Origin of the sequence: Streptomyces sp. NPDC002573 (assembly GCF_042889625.1) — a bacterium.
GTDB classification, from domain to species: domain Bacteria; phylum Actinomycetota; class Actinomycetes; order Streptomycetales; family Streptomycetaceae; genus Streptomyces; species Streptomyces gibsoniae.
Genome location: NZ_JBIARC010000007.1, coordinates 196,181 through 210,150, shown reverse-complemented (window position 1 = coordinate 210,150; position 13,970 = coordinate 196,181). Strand labels below are relative to the sequence as shown.

The window sequence follows — 13,970 nt, the reverse complement described above, 5'->3', positions numbered from 1 at the left end:
TGTCAGCGGGCCGAGTAGCGCTCCTCAAGAGTCCTGCGCAGCAACTGAAGCGACGCACGGGGGTCGAGGGCCTCGTCGGCGAGCCGGTCCAGGACCACCCGGTACTCCTCGGTCTCGTCCTGGTCCTCCAGGAAGTTGGCGCTCCTGATGTGTTCCAGGTAGACGATGTCCGGCAGTTCGAGACCGCCGAAGCGCAGATAGGTGACCGGTATCGACGGGGCCGAGGCGTTGGTCACGTCCAACGGCACTATCTGCACAGTCACATGGGGGAGCCCGGCCGTCTCGACGAGGTGCTCCAACTGCTCCCGCATCACCTCGCGGCTGCCCAGCACCCGCATCAGGACCGACTCGTCGAGGATCGCCCACAGTTGCGGGGCGTCAGGGCGTGACAGCAGCTCCCGCCGGCGCATCCGCAGCTCCACCCGGCGCTGCACCTCGGCGGCCGACGCGGTCGGTAGTCCCCGCTCCACCACGGCCCGGGTGTAGGCCGCAGTCTGCAGCAGCCCGGGAACGTACTGGATCTCGAAGGTACGGATGGCGGCGGCCGCCTCCTGCAGCCCCACCAGACGGTCGAACCACTCGGGCATCAGACGCTTGTCGTAGCGCTGCCACCAGCCGGGTTCACCGGCGCGTTGCAGCAGTTTGACCAGGACCGCGGCCTCGTACTCGTCGGCCGCGTACAGTCGCAGCAGGGCGCGGACGTCGCCTTCCGTGGGCGGCTTGCGGCCCTTGCCCGCCTCGATGCGCGACAGCTTCGCGGGGCTGAAACCGAGGGCGCGCGCCGCCTGTTCCTGAGACAGGCCGGCATCCTCCCGGATGCCCGCCAACTGCACGCCGACCAGCATCTTCAGCAGAGTCGGAGCGGGCTGCGTCTGCGTCAGATACGGTTCGAGGCGGGAGATGCGGTGCGACTCGGCGGACATCGTGGCTCCCTGCTGGCCGACAGAAAAGCAGACCCGCAGTATCGCATTCGAACGGGTCCCGCCGCATGCGCCGGTGAGACGACTTTCCGGCCCGTCCTCAGGCGAGGTGGTCGAACTCGCCGTCCTTCGCGCCGGCCAGAAAGGCCGCCACCTCCGCGGGCGTGTACACGAGGGCGGGCCCGTCCGGATCCCGGGAGTTGCGCATCGCGACGCTCCCGTCGGCCAGGGCGGCCAGCTCCACGCAGTTGCCCTCAGCGCTGCTGTGCCGGCTCTTGATCCAGCGGGCCTCCAACGCGCTGGCCCGCACTCCGTTCTGCTCTGAAGACACCGCAGTCTCCTCGCTGACGTTGCGCCACGGGGGCACCGGAGTGCACGAGGCGGGATGCACCGGCCGGCTCCCGGGGCTCTTCTACCCGCCGTGCAATTTCCCATGCAATTGCACGGCGGTGCTGACTGCGTGGATAATAGCGGCGGCGTCAATCGCACGACGCACGCCGCCTGATGACGTGACATCAGAAAGATGCCACGTCATCGCCCGGGTACCGGATGTCAGGCCCACTCGTCGGGGCCGCGCGCGGAGCAGGGACGGCGAGGGCCCGGCTCCACACTGTTTGCGGGGAGTGGATATGGCGACAGCACTGAAAGGCCTGGAACGCGTGCCCTGGGGCGCGATCAAGGACTCCAGCGGATCCGCGGAGGCCATCCCATTCCTGCTTCGCACCCTCGTGCGGGGCGACGAGTCCGCCGCGAGAGCGGCGCTGGGCGATCTGCGCACCCGTATCTGCCAGTACGGCTTCGTCGTCGACCAGGCGACGGCCGCCACGGTGCCCTTCCTGTGGGAGCTGGCCCGGCTGCCCCAGGTCACGTGCCGCGTGCAGATAGTCCATCTGCTCAAGAGCATCGCCGCCGCCCGGCAGTGGGAGAGCACCGCCTCCGTGTACCCCAAGCTGCTCAACCACCGTCATGACTACGTGGGTTGGGAGCGGCAGGCGCGCAGTGCGGTCCGCGCGGACCACGGCACCCTGCGGCAGCTGCTCTCGGAGTCGGACATCGAACTCGCCGAGGCCGCAAGCGAACTGGCGTCCGCACTCGCTGCCTGAGTGTCCGCGGCTCCTGCCGCGCGCCGCGGCCGGTCGCTTGCGGATGGCCGCCGGACGCGAGATGGTTGTCGTAGGACAACGGTCTCGTCGCTCGTGCCACGGAGACGCTCGCGCGGCGAAGACGCCTGTGCGACAGAGAAGGGAACGGGCCGCGGACGCGACCCCCTGCCTGTGGACACCTCCCAGCGGACTTTCGCCGACGCCCAGGGCCACGGCATGGCATGGGACAGTGCTCCCTGCCCGGTCATGGTCGCGGACCGGCGTGGCTGCCTGGTGGAGCTGAACGCCGTCGCGGCAAGCCTGTTCCCGGAGGCGGGGCACGGCTCGTGTCTGCGGGACGTCGTACCGGCATGGCTCTTCGAGGCCCACCAGCGGTTCGCCTCGGACGCGGCCCGACCGGACCGCACCGACGGAACCCCGGCCGCCGGACGTATCGGAGAGCGCTCGTTCGCGGCTCACCCCGCCCGCTCCGCGCAGGACCGCGTCGTGTGGTGGCTGGTGGACGACACCGACCGCCGTCGCGCCGAGGAAGCCCTCCGCAGCGAGCGAGCGCGCACCGCCTTCCTGGCCAGAGCCTCCACCGCACTGCTGGCCTCGCTGCACGTCGAGACCTGTATGGAGGCCACCGCCCGGCTGGCCGTCGAACATCTCGCCGACGCGGCCGTCACCGTCGCCTCCGCCCGCGGCCGCGGGAACCCCGTCACCTTCTGCGGCCCCTCGGGCGAGGTCACGCACACGACGGTGCGCGCGGACCCGGAGGACGTGCCGGGCCTCGGCGAGGCGCTGCGCGGCTTTCCGCCGGTGCCCTCCCGCTGGATCGACCCCGCCGCGCTCCCCGGCTGGGCGGTGCCCTCCGGGCTGGGCGGACCGGTCGGTTCCGTCGTGGTGTCGCCGCTGCCGGGGCACGGCGTACCGGCGGGAGCGCTCATCCTCCTGCGCACCGCGGACCGCCGGACGTTCAGCGAGAGCGAGGAGGTCCTCGCCCGGCTCTTCGCCGCCCGGGCCGGCGCCGCGATCTCCGCCGCGCGGATGTACGCCGACCAGGCCGCCATCACCACGACCCTGATGCGCGAACTGCTGCCACCCCGGCTGCACAGCGTGCACGGCGTGGAGTTCGCGGGCGCCTACCGGCCCTACAGCCGGGGCGACCGCGTCGGCGGCGACTTCTACGACGTCCACCCGGGCGCCACCGACCAGGAGGAGACCCTCGTCGTCCTCGGCGACGTGTGCGGCAAGGGACTCGAGGCGGCCGTGCTCACCGGGAAGATCCGCAACACCCTCCAGGCGCTGCTGCCCCTGGCCGCCGACCACCGGAGCGTCCTCGACCTGCTCAACGGCGCGCTGATCAACTCGCATCACACACGGTTCGCCACCCTCGCGCTCGCGTCCGTCATCCGCCGCGGCGGCACGGTACGGCTCCGCGTCACCAGCGCGGGACACCCCACCCCCCTGCTCGTCCGGGCCGACGGCCGCGTCGAGGAGGCGGACACCCGCGGCACCCTGGTGGGCGTCTTCCCGCAGATCACCTCCACCACCGCCCATCTCGAACTCGCGCCCGGCGAGACCTGTCTGCTGTTCACCGACGGGATCATCGAGGCCAGGGGCGGCCCCTGGGGCGACGAACTGTTCGGCGTCGACCGGCTGATGGCAGCGGTGACGGAGTGCGCCGGAATGCCCGCCGAAGCGGTGGTGGACCATGTGCAGACGCTGGCGGCGCAGTGGGTCGGCGGCGGCCGCCACGACGACATGGCGGTCGTGGCCGTCACCGCGCCGCACCACGCACACCTCAGCGCGGTCGACGGCCGCACCCGGGGGAGGTACACCGCGTGAGCACGACGCCCGTCCGCTCCGCCCCGGACTTCCCGCGGGACTGTCGCACTCTCGGCGCGGTACACGACACGATGAGGACCCGATCAGCAGCACCGAACATCCCCGTCACGGAAAGTCCAGATGACGACCTCTCACACCCCCTCCCTCACGCTCACGGTCGAGACCGAGCGGACCGCGATCGTCGTACGCGTCGCCGGGGATCTCGACTACGAGTCGTGCGACGAACTGGTGAGCACCGTCGACGGTCAGCTGGCCCGTTGGCCCCGAGGCGGCCCCGGGCTGACGGCACTGCGCCTCGACTTCGCGGGGCTCGGAGCCGTCGACTCCATGGGGCTGTCCGCCCTGCTGACGATCCGCCGCCGGACCGACGCGGCGGCCATCGACCTCCGGCTCGACGAGCGTCCCCCCGCGCTCCAGCGGCTGCTGGAGATCACGGGGTCCCTGGAACACCTCACCGCTCCGCTGGAACACCTCACCGCTCCGTTCGAGGACAGCCACGCCGGGGTGCAGCCCGGGGCGGGCTGACGGCGACGCGCCCGAGAGGGCCGCGAAGACGGCTCTGCGGGCGCGCGGTGCCCGTCCGCCGGCCACCGGGGACGGGCGTCGCGTCCCGGGTACGACCCCGGGCGGGCGTTCGGACCCATGGCCTCGGCGAGGCCGGGTAGAGGAAGGGGTGATGAACGTACGAGATCACGCCACGCCACCCCGTGCCCGCCGGGAACCCCGCCGTCGTCCCGGCGGGATCCCCGACGGCACGGGCGATACCGGCCTTCGCGCTCCGCGCCTGCCGGTATGCGCGGCGGGCCCGCCGCTCGCGTCGGTTCGCCGGGGCCTGCCCGGAACGCGCGACTGTCCGAGCGAGCGATGAGACCGGCCGAGCTGGCGGCCCAGGACGACGGGAAGCAGGCCTTCGGGGCGGTGATGACCGCCGCCTCGGCCCGTGCGCACGTCCTGGCGGTCGTCCGGGGCCACTGGGACACCTCGGCCCGTCCGCCCGCCGAGCAGGCCGTCACCGATCTGCTGCTGGTCACCTCGGAGCTCGTGTCCAACGCGATCCGGCACGGCGGCGGTGTCGTGGCCTTCGAGGCGATACCGGCCCGGGACGGGATCCGGCTCACCGTGCGCGACCGCAGCCCCCACATCCCCACCGTCGCCTTCGGCTCCGGAGCGCTGCCGGTGGGGCACGACGGCGGCGGGTACGGGTGGCCGTTGATCATCAAGCTCGCGTACGACATCGTCGTCGAGCCGTGTGCGGACGGCGGCAAGGCCGTGAGCGTGGTCGTGCCCCTGGGCACCGGACCCGAACCCACTGGATGAGGGCCCCGCGTGCCGGGCCCGGGGGACGCCGAGGAGGCGCCCGCCGCGTCCGACGGCCGCCGGCTGCGCGTCGTGCCCGAACCGGGGTCCCGGACCACACCGGATACTGGCGTGGAGATCGTCCCGATCGCTCCGGGCGGGCGGCCCCGGACGAGTCCGGCCGGCGCCGGGCCGCCGCGCCGGGCCTCCTGACGGGCGGGGCGGGTCCCACGGACGTGTCCCGCCGAGGGAAGCCACCTCCAGGTGCCCTACCAGGGGAGAAAGACGTGCACGTCCTTGCCCTCCGGCTGGATGATCACACTCACCTGGTCGCAGAGCGTGTGCACGAGATGCCAGCCGATCCCGCCCGGGCGCCCGGGCCGGAAGGGCCGCGGGGTGGGCGGGATCGTGCTGGTGTCGTGCAGCGTCACATGAATCCCGTCGTACGTCGGACGCATCCGCAGCGCGAAGTGGCCCGGCGCGTACTGGACGGCGTTGGCGGCCAGCTCGTCCACCACCAGCAGTACGTCGTTCCAGTGCTCCGGACTGGCCGGAGGCGACGCCCGCGCCAGCCGGCGCAGAAACCCCTCGGCGGCCAGCCGTGCGTCGGTCACGTCGTGCAGTTCGCCCTTGAAGTCGGCGACGAGGTTCTCGACCGCCTCGAGCGGCCAGGCCTTGTCCCACCGCGGCTCGGTTGCCATGCCGTCCTTCCCCCGGCCGTCGTGCCGGCCGGTTGTCGTCATCCATCGCGCTGTCGCCCGGCCCCCCTTAACACGGTTGCCAGAACGCCGAGAGCTACGCATCCCGGATCACAGGTCCCTCGCCCGGGCCACCGTTACCCCCTCCGGTCGGGGGCGTCGTGCAGCGATCTCGTGAAGATGGCCGGGTCCGGCGGCGTACCCGGAAGCGTGCTGGGTACGGGCGCCGATCGGGCCGACCATGTCGGCCGAGGCGAAGGGTGAACCGGTCGTGGGCGAGTGCGGGGGAGCGGACGGCGCGGCAGGCAAGAGAAGCGCGGTGGGAGATGACCGTGAGGTGACAAAGGCAGAAGAGACCAGGGGGACGCCCCGGGCGCTGGCCCGGCAGGTCGCCGACGCGGTGGAGAGTCTGGTGGCGCTGTGGACCGGGGCGGCCGAGGCGGTCACTCCACGGCTGTCCAGCCATCAGCTGAACGCGCTGACCGCCGTCCGGCAGCGCTCGGAGCTCAATCTCACGGCGCTCGCGGAGACGCTCGGCATCGCGCTGCCCGCGGCCAGCAGACTCTGCGACCGGCTGGAGGCCGCCGGACTGCTGGAGAGGGTGATCCATCCGCGCAACCGGCGTGAGCTCCAGCTGAGGGTCACCGCGCACGGACGCAGGGCGCTCGCCGAGATCGCCGAACGGCGGTCCGCGAGCCTGGCGGATGTGCTGGCCGCGATGACCCCCGCCCAGCAGGCCGCGCTGGAACACGGACTGCACGCCTTCCGGGCGGCCCGGACGGCACGGCCGGACGAAGAGGCGTAGTCCCGCGTCTCCGCTGCGCCCCGGCCGCCGAGCGGCGCCCTCATCGCGATGGAGGCGGCGGGGCGGCCGGCAGGGTCGTCGGAGTCCGCTGCTCGCTGTCGTAGTGACACAGCAGAAGGCACACGTCGTCGTCGCCCTCGGAGTCCCGCAGCATCGGGTCCAGGACCCGGTCCGCGGCGCCCTCCAGATCGTCGGCCAGCTCCGGCGGGTCGAGCGCGGACAGCGCCTCGGTGAGCCGCTGGATGCCCGGGTCGATGCCCTGGGCCCGCCGCTCCACCAGGCCGTCCGTGTACAGGGCGAGGGTCGACCCGGCCGGCAGCGGGACGGTGTGGTCCTCGATGGCCTGCCGCAGCGGAATGCCCAGCATGGCCCCCGGTTTGTCGTCGAGGGTGTGGACCAGGCCGTCGGGCGTGCGCAGCACCGGGGGCGGATGTCCGGCGGCCGCCCAGGTCAGCACCGGTTCGCCGGGGCGGAACCGGGCGATGACCGCCGTGGCGTACAGATCCGGCTGAAGATGGTGCAGGAACAGATGCAGCCGGGTGAGCAGTTGGCCCGGGGTGCCCCCGTCGACGGCGTAGGCGCGCAGCGCGGTGCGCAGCTGACTCATCATCACCGCGGCGTGCAGCCCATGGCCGGTGACGTCGCCGATGACCGCGATCAGGCTTCCGTCGGGCTGGCGGAAGGCGTCGTACCAGTCTCCGCCGATGTTGAGGCCGTGGGTGGCCGGCAGATAGCGGGCGGCCAGTCGCAGCCCCGGGGTGGTGGGCAGGTCGGTGAGCAGCGCCCGCTGCAGCGTCTCGGCGATGTCCCGGTTGTGCTCGAAGCGCTGGGCGTTGTCGATCGCGATGCCGGCCCGGCGGGCCAGCTCGATCAGCATCACCGCGTCGTCCGGGTTCCACCGGTCGCCCGGCGGCGTGAGGATCAGCACGCCCAGGGCCGTCCGCCGGGCCGACAGGGGAACGCACAGCAGGGGCCGGGTGGGGTGCAGGGCGGACGGCGGCCGGTCGTCCACACCGGGCAGGCCGCCGGGGTGGGCGGCCGCGTACTGCGGACGGCCCGTGCGGGCGGCGACGACGGCCGCGGCGGGACGGGGCTCGTGTCCGTGCGCCTGCTCCTCCTCGTCACCGAGCAGCCAAACGTCGACGCTGCGCGCGTACGCCGGGATCAGCAGTTCGGGGAGCAGCCGCACGATCTCCCCGTGGTTGAGGGACGCGGTGAGCGCTGCACTGGTGTCGGCGAGGAACGTCAGCCGCCGGCGTGCCTCCTCCGCCTCGGTGCGGGCCGCCCGCTCGGCGGCGAACAGCTCCTGCTGCGCCCGTCCCGCGGCGTCGAGTTCCGCGTGCAGGGCGAGGACGCCCTGGTTCGTCTGGTGCAGCTCCTCACGGTGGAAGGCGACCAGCGCCTCCTGCTCGGCCAGGGCGCCGAGCACGCGTGCCGTGTCGTCGTCGGCACCCAACAGCCCCTCGGCGAGGGCCGCCGTACGGGCGGGGACCCCGGCGGTTCCGGTGCCGCCCGCCCGCTCCGCGGCGGGAGCCGAGGCCTGCCAGGTGAGGTCGGCGTCGGAGCTGTCGTCCGGATGTGGGCAGAGGGTGAGCCACAGCCGCGGCCGGTACCCGGACGGGGACGGGGGAGTGGTCTTGAGGGTCAGCCGCCAGGCGCCTCCCTTGGTGAGGCACTGGCGCAACTGTGCGGTGAGCCCGGTGACCAGCCGGGTGCGGTCGAGTGCGGGGACGCCGTGCTCGGCCGCGAGCCGGGCGGTGGCGATCCGGGCCCGGGCGGCGTCGACGACGGTGGTGATCTGCCAGGTGTGGGTCATGGTTCACGATTCGGCGGTGTGGGGGACAGCACGGCCACCGTGGTGTCGTCCCGGACGGGCCGGGCCGAACTGCTGGAGTCGCGCACGATCAGGGCGGCCGTCACCCCCGGGTCCAGGGTCGCGGCGGGCACCTCCGGGCGGAGCGACCACCGGCTGGGCAGACCGTCGCTGTGCAGGACGAGAAGGCAGTCGGGGCTCCAGGGCAGCCGACGGCGGGGGAGGCGTGCGGGGACGTGGGCGCCGACTATGCCGGGATGCGACACGAGCGGGTGCCAGCCCCCGCCGGTGCGCAGCCGCGCGCCGATGTTGCCGATGCCGGAGAACTCCAGATGCCCTGCGGCGAGGTCGAGTTGGGCCACCGCGACGGCGGCGCCCCGGGTGTCGCGGAGCGCGGTGTGCAGCGCGGCGAGCAACTCCGGTGCCGTCAGCCGAGGGTTGCGCCGCAGTTGTCGTACGGCGGCGTCGGACGCCTCGGCCGCGCGCGGGCCGTGTCCCAGGCCGTCGGCGAGAAGCAGGGTGAGGGTCTCACCGGACCGCACGCAGGCCCAGGCGTCGCCCGAATGACTCTCGACGAGGGGGATGTTGATCCCTCCGGCGCGCGCCGGCGCCAGCGCGCGCCGGTCCCGCTCCCCCCTGCGGCGCGCGTCCGAGGGACCTATCCGGACCAGGGCCACAGTGCCGCGCCCGGGCGAGCTGTGCAGGTCGAAGTCGTCCGCCAGACGTCGGCAGGTGCCGAGCCCGGCCCCGAGCGAGGCCGTGGTCGAGAAGCCGTCGTGCAGCGCGGCCGACAGGTCCGCGATGCCGGGGCCGTGGTCGATCGCGACGATCTGCACAGCGGCCCGCTCGCCGTCCTCGGCGGCACCGTCCGGCGCGGCCGGTGTCTCCAGCAGTATCTGGCCGCCGCCCGCGTGCTTGAGCAGGTTGGTGGCGAGCTCCGTGGCGACCAGTACGGTGGCCGCCTGCCGGTCCGCGCCGAACCCGGCGTGGTCGCAGGCCTCCTCGGCCGCCAGCCGGACGTCCCGGAGCCGGGTCGTGTCGTGCACGGGCACGTCCCAGACCCGGGTCATCGCGCCTCCCCGCGCGGGCGTGGCGCTCCGGCCGTCCAGCAGACCACGGTGACCGAGGTGCCCCCGCCGGGCCGTGTGTCGATCGAGAACTCGTGGACCAGGCGCCGGGCTCCGCCGAGCCCCAGGCCGAGCCCGCCGCCCGAGGTGTAGCCGTCGGTGAGCGCCCGCTCGACGTCGGCGATGCCCGGTCCCTCGTCGGTGAAGGTCAGCCGGAGGCCACGGGCCCTGCCGTGGTCCAGGACGACGGACTCGACCTGTCCGCCGCCGCCGTGGACGAGTGTGTTGCGTGCGAGCTCGCTCGCCGCGGTGATCAGTTTGGTCTGTTCCACCAGACCGAAACCGATCTCGGCAGCTGCCCGCCGCACATGCTGTCGTACCCACGCCAGATCCATGTCCGAGCGGATGGGCAGGCATGCGGCGAGGCGGCCCGATGTCTCCGTCACGCGTTCTCCTGGCGTTCTGGGACGTGGGACAGGGGAGCGGACGCCCGGGTCAGCATCCGCAGGGCCTCGTCGGTGTCGAGCGCGGTGCGCAGGCCCGGCAGGGTGAGGCCGAGTTCCACGAGGGTGATGGCGACCGCGGGGCGCATGCCCGCGACGACGGTCTCCGCGGCGAGCAGTCCGGCGCTCGCGGCGATCTCGGCGAACACCCGGCCCAGGAAGGAGTCCACGATCTCGACTCCGGAGACGTCGATGACGACCCCGTGCACCGGGCTGCGGGTGATGGCCGCCGCGATGTCCTGCTGGAGCTGTTCGGCCGCCTTGTCGTGCAGTTCGCCCTGGAGCGTGACGAGCAGGACGTCACCGAGCTTCAGTACGGGGATGTGCGCGCCGTCCGGCGCCCAGAGATCCCCGGTCACCGCGGGCCCCCGCCGGTGGCCGCCCGGTCGACGATCACGACTCCCAGCCGGTGGAGGGCGTGGGCGAGGGCGTCGGCCAGGGTCGCGCGGGTGACGACCGAACCGAGGTCGATGCCCAGGTGCACGATGGTCTGGGCGATCGCCGGCCGGATGCCGGAGACGATGCACTCCGCCCCCATCAGACGGGCCGCGGCGACCGTCTTCATCAGGTGCTGGGCCACCAGGGAGTCGACGGTCGGCACCCCTGTGATGTCCAGGATCGCGAACCGCGCCTGCTGGGCGACGACGGCTTCCAGCAGGCTCTCCATCACGACCTGGCTACGGGCGCTGTCCAGGGTGCCGATCAGCGGGACGGCGACGATGCCGTCCCACAACTTGATGACGGGCGTGGCCACTTCGAGCAGTTGCAGGCGCTGCCGCTCGATGATGTCCTCACCGGCGCTGAGGGCCGTCTCCATGACGACCAGGCGCAGCGTGCCGAGCAGGACGGTGAGCGTCACCAGATGCGGCCCGGCCGCCTCCCCGTCCGCCTTGGCCAGATCGGCGGCCAGCAGCTCGCTGACCGAGGGGCGCAGCGCCGCCACCTCCTCGGCGATGTGGCCGGGGCTGGAGCCGGCCCGTGCGCGGGAGGCGGCCATGCGGGCGAGCTGTTCGCGCACCCCGAAGAAGCCCGGCGCCCGGACGTCCTCGATCCGCCCGGTGGCGGCCACCACGGCGAGCGCCTCCACCAGAGCACCGGCGGCCTCCACCGCCTCGTCGCGGGAGACCGTGAAGACCGTCCGGAACAGCGCCTCGTCGGCCCAGCGCTGGGAGATCTGCTCCCGGCGGCGTTGCAGGAAGTCCCCGACGATTCGTGCCGACGCTCCTCGGTCGGTTGCCGACTCCTGGTCCGTCACGTCCCTGTCTCCTTTGTACGTCTGCTCCCCCGGCTGCCAGGGAGCCTCCTCGGAGAGCGCGGTTCATTGTCGCGCGACAACTGTAATCATGGGAGATCCCGCCGGGCACCCGTGGCCTCCTGGACGGTCGTCCAACGAATGGGGGACCCGGCCAACTGCCGTCCGTATCCGGGCCGTCGAAGCCCAGGCGGAAGGCGCCGGCGGCAGCCGGGCGGCGAGGCGGTGTGCGACCCTTCTCACGAGGCGCGCGACCGTCGTGGCCGGACATCCCTCAGGAGCCCGGCTGCCGCCCGAACCAGTCCAGGCACACCACGAGCGCGTCGTCCTCCGCGGTGGGCCCGCCGCGGTGGTCCGACAGCTCCCTCAGGACCGCGCGGGGCACCTCGGCGGCCGGAAGCAGCCGCGTGGCCGCGATCGCCTTCGCCAGGGCCTTCTCGCCGTAGGTCTCGCCTTCCGGGGCGGCGACGCTGTAGACGCCGTCGCTGACGAAGACGAGCCGGTCACCGGGTTGTACGTCGATCTCCTGCGCGACGTAGTCGGTCTCCTCGAACATGCCGAGGGGCAGCTGCGCGTCGAAGCCGACCGCTTCCACGGTCCGGCCGCGCATCCGCATCATCTGCGGGGAGCCGGCGTCCACGACCTTCACCCGGCCGGTGGAGAGCTCGAAGTCGAGCAGGAGCACCGACAGATAGCAGGCACCCCGGTAGTGGGCGTAGACGGCCTGGTCGGCGAGGGCGGCCTGGTCCTCGATGGGGATCCCGGCGCGCCGGGCGTTGCGCAGCGCGTTGATGCCGAGGTTGGTCAGCAGGGACGCCTCGATGCCCTCGCCCATGCCGTTGGTGATGTAGAGCATCAGCCGGTCCGGCCCGGCGGACCAGTCGAAGTTGTCGCCGAAGATCGCGTAGGCGGGCTCCAGTTGGGCCCCGAGCGCGTACTCCGGCCGAGCGCAGGAGCGGCCCGGCAGCAGCTGCCACTGCATCTCGGCCGCGAGCGTCAGCCGGTCCCGGCGCCGGGCCTGGAGATACACGTCCGTGTCCCGCTCGGCCACGAGCATCTCGTGGCCGAGGACCCCGGCGATGTCGACGAGTTCGGGAAGGACCTCGGCGGTCGTGGCGGACGGCAGCGTGACGGTCAGTACGCCGAGCCGGTCACCGCGTACCGTCACCGGCAGATGGGCCCGGGTCAGGTCGCCGGTCTCCTCCACGACGGGGTCCTGCGCACCGAAGGCCCGGCCGGCCGTGGTGCCGTGCATCGCCACGGACTCGGTGGCGGGGAACTGTGCGGAGACGGGCTGCAGCACGGTGAGCCCGTAGTCCGCCATCAGGAGTTCGACGGACTCGGCCGCGTACTGGCTGCGCAGCGCGTCCCGGAGCGCCTCCACCAACCGGTGGGGAGCCGCGTTCCGGAGCGCCCTCTCGGCTGTGACGAATCTGTTCACGATGTCGGATACGCCATTCTTCCACTAGTACGATTCCGGACCCATGCCCTGAGCGACTCCGCGCCCGTGTACGTATCTATCGTTATGCGTGAGCTGTCGCCCCGGCAGGCCGACAGGATTCGAGAAGCCTGGGAGAATGAGACGGTGACTTCCTCCAGCCCGCGTCCCGAGCCCAGCGAAGTGGCGCGTGTGACCTCAGAGGCGGCGGAGCTGCTGGAGGTCCTGTGGGGGCGCGCCTCGACGGCCCCCGTCTCGGCTTCCCAACTGCGGGTGCTCTTCATACTCGAGCACAACGAGGGCATCAATCTGCGCACGCTCGCCGACGCGCTCGGGTCGACCCCGCCGTCGACGAGCCGGCTGTGCGACCGCCTCCAGGCCGTCGGGTACGTCGAGCGCGCCGCCAGCTCGACCAGCCGACGCGAGCTGCGCCTGTACCTGAGCCGTCGGGGCAGAACCTTCCTGGCCGAACTGCGCGAGCGCCGCGAGCGTGCGCTGGAGTCCGTCCTGGCCCAGATGCCGACGGCCAAGCGCACCGCACTCCTGCAGGGCCTGGAGGCCTTCTGCGTCGCCGCGGCGGCACAGCTCCACGAGGCCGAGGGAACCGACGCCCGTACGGCGTGAGCCGCGGGCGGGCAGTCGCGCCCCGCAGGTGTGCCGGACGCCTGCCGCGGTCGGTCGGCGCGCGCAGCCGGCTCCGCCCACCGCAACATCCCAGTTCCTTCCGTACTTTTGCTGACTCAACTTTGTTGCCTGACGGCTACAGTTGTCAAACGGCAAGTATTGGGGACGGCGGGGGCCGTCCGCGTGGGCGATCGCCCGTGCGTGGGTTCGCTGTACCCCGGAGACCCGCCGTGCGGGCCCGGCCCGGGACGCCTCCGCGTCCTCCCCTACGACTGGCCCAGGGAGTCGCCGACCTTGTCGAGCGCCTCGTCCGCGGTCGCGTAGGAGGGGACCGTCAGGCTCACCCCCGTCAGATCGAGGATCCGCTGCACGGCAGGGGCCGGATCGATGAGACCGACCGAGCCGCCGATCTGCCGGGTCTCCTTGTAGGTCTTGAGAATGATGTTGATCCCGGACGAGTCCATGAACGGCACCGCCGAGAGGTCGAGCAGCAGATGGCGGCGACCGTGGTGGGTCTGGTTGGCGAGGTGGTGATGCAACTCCGTCGCGGTGTCGACGTCCAGGAATCCCTGCACGACGACCAGCGCGACATCCTCTCGGGGCATCGTCACTTCGATGGAC

16 protein-coding genes are annotated in these 13,970 nt (G+C 72.6%); 6 read left to right on the top strand and 10 right to left on the bottom strand.

Annotation, left to right across the window (positions count from 1 at the left end):
• Nucleotides 1-2: 2 nt before the first annotated feature.
• Together ACFYX0_RS10075 and ACFYX0_RS10070 are read right to left on the bottom strand one after the other, a co-directional pair.
• Nucleotides 3-923, bottom strand: coding sequence for a helix-turn-helix domain-containing protein (locus tag ACFYX0_RS10075; RefSeq protein WP_388968672.1), 921 nt, complete (start codon nt 921-923; stop codon nt 3-5).
• 97 nt (nt 924-1,020) lie between these two features.
• A complete protein-coding gene (locus ACFYX0_RS10070) occupies nt 1,021-1,251 on the bottom strand; it encodes a DUF397 domain-containing protein (protein ID WP_355914588.1) in 231 nt (76 codons plus the stop codon).
• Nucleotides 1,252-1,549: 298 nt separating this feature from the next.
• Here ACFYX0_RS10070 and ACFYX0_RS10065 point away from each other — a divergent pair, with 298 nt between their 5' ends.
• From ACFYX0_RS10065 to ACFYX0_RS10050, 4 genes are all read left to right on the top strand, one after another.
• Complete coding sequence (locus ACFYX0_RS10065; RefSeq protein ID WP_388968669.1) at nt 1,550-2,023, top strand: hypothetical protein; 474 nt, start codon at nt 1,550-1,552, stop codon at nt 2,021-2,023.
• Nucleotides 2,024-2,239: 216 nt separating this feature from the next.
• Nucleotides 2,240-3,853, top strand: a complete 1,614-nt coding sequence (locus ACFYX0_RS10060) for a SpoIIE family protein phosphatase (RefSeq protein ID WP_388968799.1) — start codon at nt 2,240-2,242, stop codon at nt 3,851-3,853.
• Nucleotides 3,854-3,973: 120 nt separating this feature from the next.
• Nucleotides 3,974-4,378: an STAS domain-containing protein gene (locus ACFYX0_RS10055; protein WP_388968666.1), complete on the top strand. Its 405-nt coding sequence runs from the start codon at nt 3,974-3,976 to the stop codon at nt 4,376-4,378.
• A 339-nt stretch (nt 4,379-4,717) separates the two neighbouring features.
• Nucleotides 4,718-5,170, top strand: a complete 453-nt coding sequence (locus ACFYX0_RS10050; protein ID WP_388968663.1) for an ATP-binding protein — start codon at nt 4,718-4,720, stop codon at nt 5,168-5,170.
• A 248-nt stretch (nt 5,171-5,418) separates the two neighbouring features.
• Here ACFYX0_RS10050 and ACFYX0_RS10045 read toward each other — a convergent pair whose 3' ends face one another.
• The gene (locus tag ACFYX0_RS10045) at nt 5,419-5,850 is read right to left on the bottom strand and encodes an ATP-binding protein (RefSeq protein ID WP_388968660.1); all 432 of its coding nucleotides are present in this window, start codon (nt 5,848-5,850) and stop codon (nt 5,419-5,421) included.
• A 334-nt stretch (nt 5,851-6,184) separates the two neighbouring features.
• Between ACFYX0_RS10045 and ACFYX0_RS10040 the strand changes: the two genes are divergently transcribed.
• Nucleotides 6,185-6,652: a MarR family winged helix-turn-helix transcriptional regulator gene (locus tag ACFYX0_RS10040; protein WP_388968656.1), complete on the top strand. Its 468-nt coding sequence runs from the start codon at nt 6,185-6,187 to the stop codon at nt 6,650-6,652.
• Between the two features lie 40 nt (nt 6,653-6,692).
• Here ACFYX0_RS10040 and ACFYX0_RS10035 read toward each other — a convergent pair whose 3' ends face one another.
• From ACFYX0_RS10035 to ACFYX0_RS10010, 6 genes are all read right to left on the bottom strand, one after another.
• Nucleotides 6,693-8,468 (bottom strand): PP2C family protein-serine/threonine phosphatase, encoded by a 1,776-nt coding sequence (locus tag ACFYX0_RS10035; RefSeq protein WP_388968653.1) that lies wholly within the window; start codon nt 8,466-8,468, stop codon nt 6,693-6,695.
• Nucleotides 8,465-9,535, bottom strand: coding sequence for an ATP-binding protein (locus ACFYX0_RS10030; protein WP_388968650.1), 1,071 nt, complete (start codon nt 9,533-9,535; stop codon nt 8,465-8,467). Before ACFYX0_RS10030 ends, ACFYX0_RS10035 begins: the two co-directional genes overlap by 4 nt.
• Entirely contained in the window at nt 9,532-9,927 is a 396-nt protein-coding gene (locus ACFYX0_RS10025) for an anti-sigma regulatory factor (RefSeq protein ID WP_311695356.1), read from the bottom strand. Before ACFYX0_RS10025 ends, ACFYX0_RS10030 begins: the two co-directional genes overlap by 4 nt.
• A 47-nt stretch (nt 9,928-9,974) precedes the next feature.
• Nucleotides 9,975-10,394, bottom strand: a complete 420-nt coding sequence (locus ACFYX0_RS10020) for an STAS domain-containing protein (RefSeq protein ID WP_311695179.1) — start codon at nt 10,392-10,394, stop codon at nt 9,975-9,977.
• Nucleotides 10,391-11,290, bottom strand: a complete 900-nt coding sequence (locus ACFYX0_RS10015; protein ID WP_388968647.1) for an STAS domain-containing protein — start codon at nt 11,288-11,290, stop codon at nt 10,391-10,393. Before ACFYX0_RS10015 ends, ACFYX0_RS10020 begins: the two co-directional genes overlap by 4 nt.
• A gap of 271 nt (nt 11,291-11,561) precedes the next feature.
• Nucleotides 11,562-12,728: a PP2C family protein-serine/threonine phosphatase gene (locus ACFYX0_RS10010; RefSeq protein ID WP_388968644.1), complete on the bottom strand. Its 1,167-nt coding sequence runs from the start codon at nt 12,726-12,728 to the stop codon at nt 11,562-11,564.
• An 84-nt stretch (nt 12,729-12,812) separates the two neighbouring features.
• Here ACFYX0_RS10010 and ACFYX0_RS10005 point away from each other — a divergent pair, with 84 nt between their 5' ends.
• Nucleotides 12,813-13,349, top strand: a complete 537-nt coding sequence (locus ACFYX0_RS10005) for a MarR family transcriptional regulator (protein ID WP_311695174.1) — start codon at nt 12,813-12,815, stop codon at nt 13,347-13,349.
• Nucleotides 13,350-13,615: 266 nt separating this feature from the next.
• Here the strand turns inward: ACFYX0_RS10005 and ACFYX0_RS10000 are convergent, their stop codons facing one another.
• The gene (locus tag ACFYX0_RS10000) at nt 13,616-13,954 is read right to left on the bottom strand and encodes an anti-sigma factor antagonist (protein WP_388968796.1); all 339 of its coding nucleotides are present in this window, start codon (nt 13,952-13,954) and stop codon (nt 13,616-13,618) included.
• Between the last annotated feature and the right edge of the window lie 16 nt (nt 13,955-13,970).

What these genes read in the sequence shown, in the direction of transcription:
- ACFYX0_RS10075 (WP_388968672.1), bottom strand. Translation starts at nt 923, where the DNA reads ATGTCCGCCGAGTCGCACCGCATCTCCCGCCTCGAACCGTATCTGACG.
- ACFYX0_RS10065 (WP_388968669.1), top strand. Translation starts at nt 1,550, where the DNA reads ATGGCGACAGCACTGAAAGGCCTGGAACGCGTGCCCTGGGGCGCGATC.
- ACFYX0_RS10060 (WP_388968799.1), top strand. Translation starts at nt 2,240, where the DNA reads ATGGCATGGGACAGTGCTCCCTGCCCGGTCATGGTCGCGGACCGGCGT.
- ACFYX0_RS10055 (WP_388968666.1), top strand. Translation starts at nt 3,974, where the DNA reads ATGACGACCTCTCACACCCCCTCCCTCACGCTCACGGTCGAGACCGAG.
- ACFYX0_RS10050 (WP_388968663.1), top strand. Translation starts at nt 4,718, where the DNA reads ATGAGACCGGCCGAGCTGGCGGCCCAGGACGACGGGAAGCAGGCCTTC.
- ACFYX0_RS10045 (WP_388968660.1), bottom strand. Translation starts at nt 5,850, where the DNA reads ATGGCAACCGAGCCGCGGTGGGACAAGGCCTGGCCGCTCGAGGCGGTC.
- ACFYX0_RS10035 (WP_388968653.1), bottom strand. Translation starts at nt 8,468, where the DNA reads ATGACCCACACCTGGCAGATCACCACCGTCGTCGACGCCGCCCGGGCC.
- ACFYX0_RS10030 (WP_388968650.1), bottom strand. Translation starts at nt 9,535, where the DNA reads ATGACCCGGGTCTGGGACGTGCCCGTGCACGACACGACCCGGCTCCGG.
- ACFYX0_RS10025 (WP_311695356.1), bottom strand. Translation starts at nt 9,927, where the DNA reads ATGGATCTGGCGTGGGTACGACAGCATGTGCGGCGGGCAGCTGCCGAG.
- ACFYX0_RS10005 (WP_311695174.1), top strand. Translation starts at nt 12,813, where the DNA reads ATGCGTGAGCTGTCGCCCCGGCAGGCCGACAGGATTCGAGAAGCCTGG.
- ACFYX0_RS10000 (WP_388968796.1), bottom strand. Translation starts at nt 13,954, where the DNA reads ATGCCCCGAGAGGATGTCGCGCTGGTCGTCGTGCAGGGATTCCTGGAC.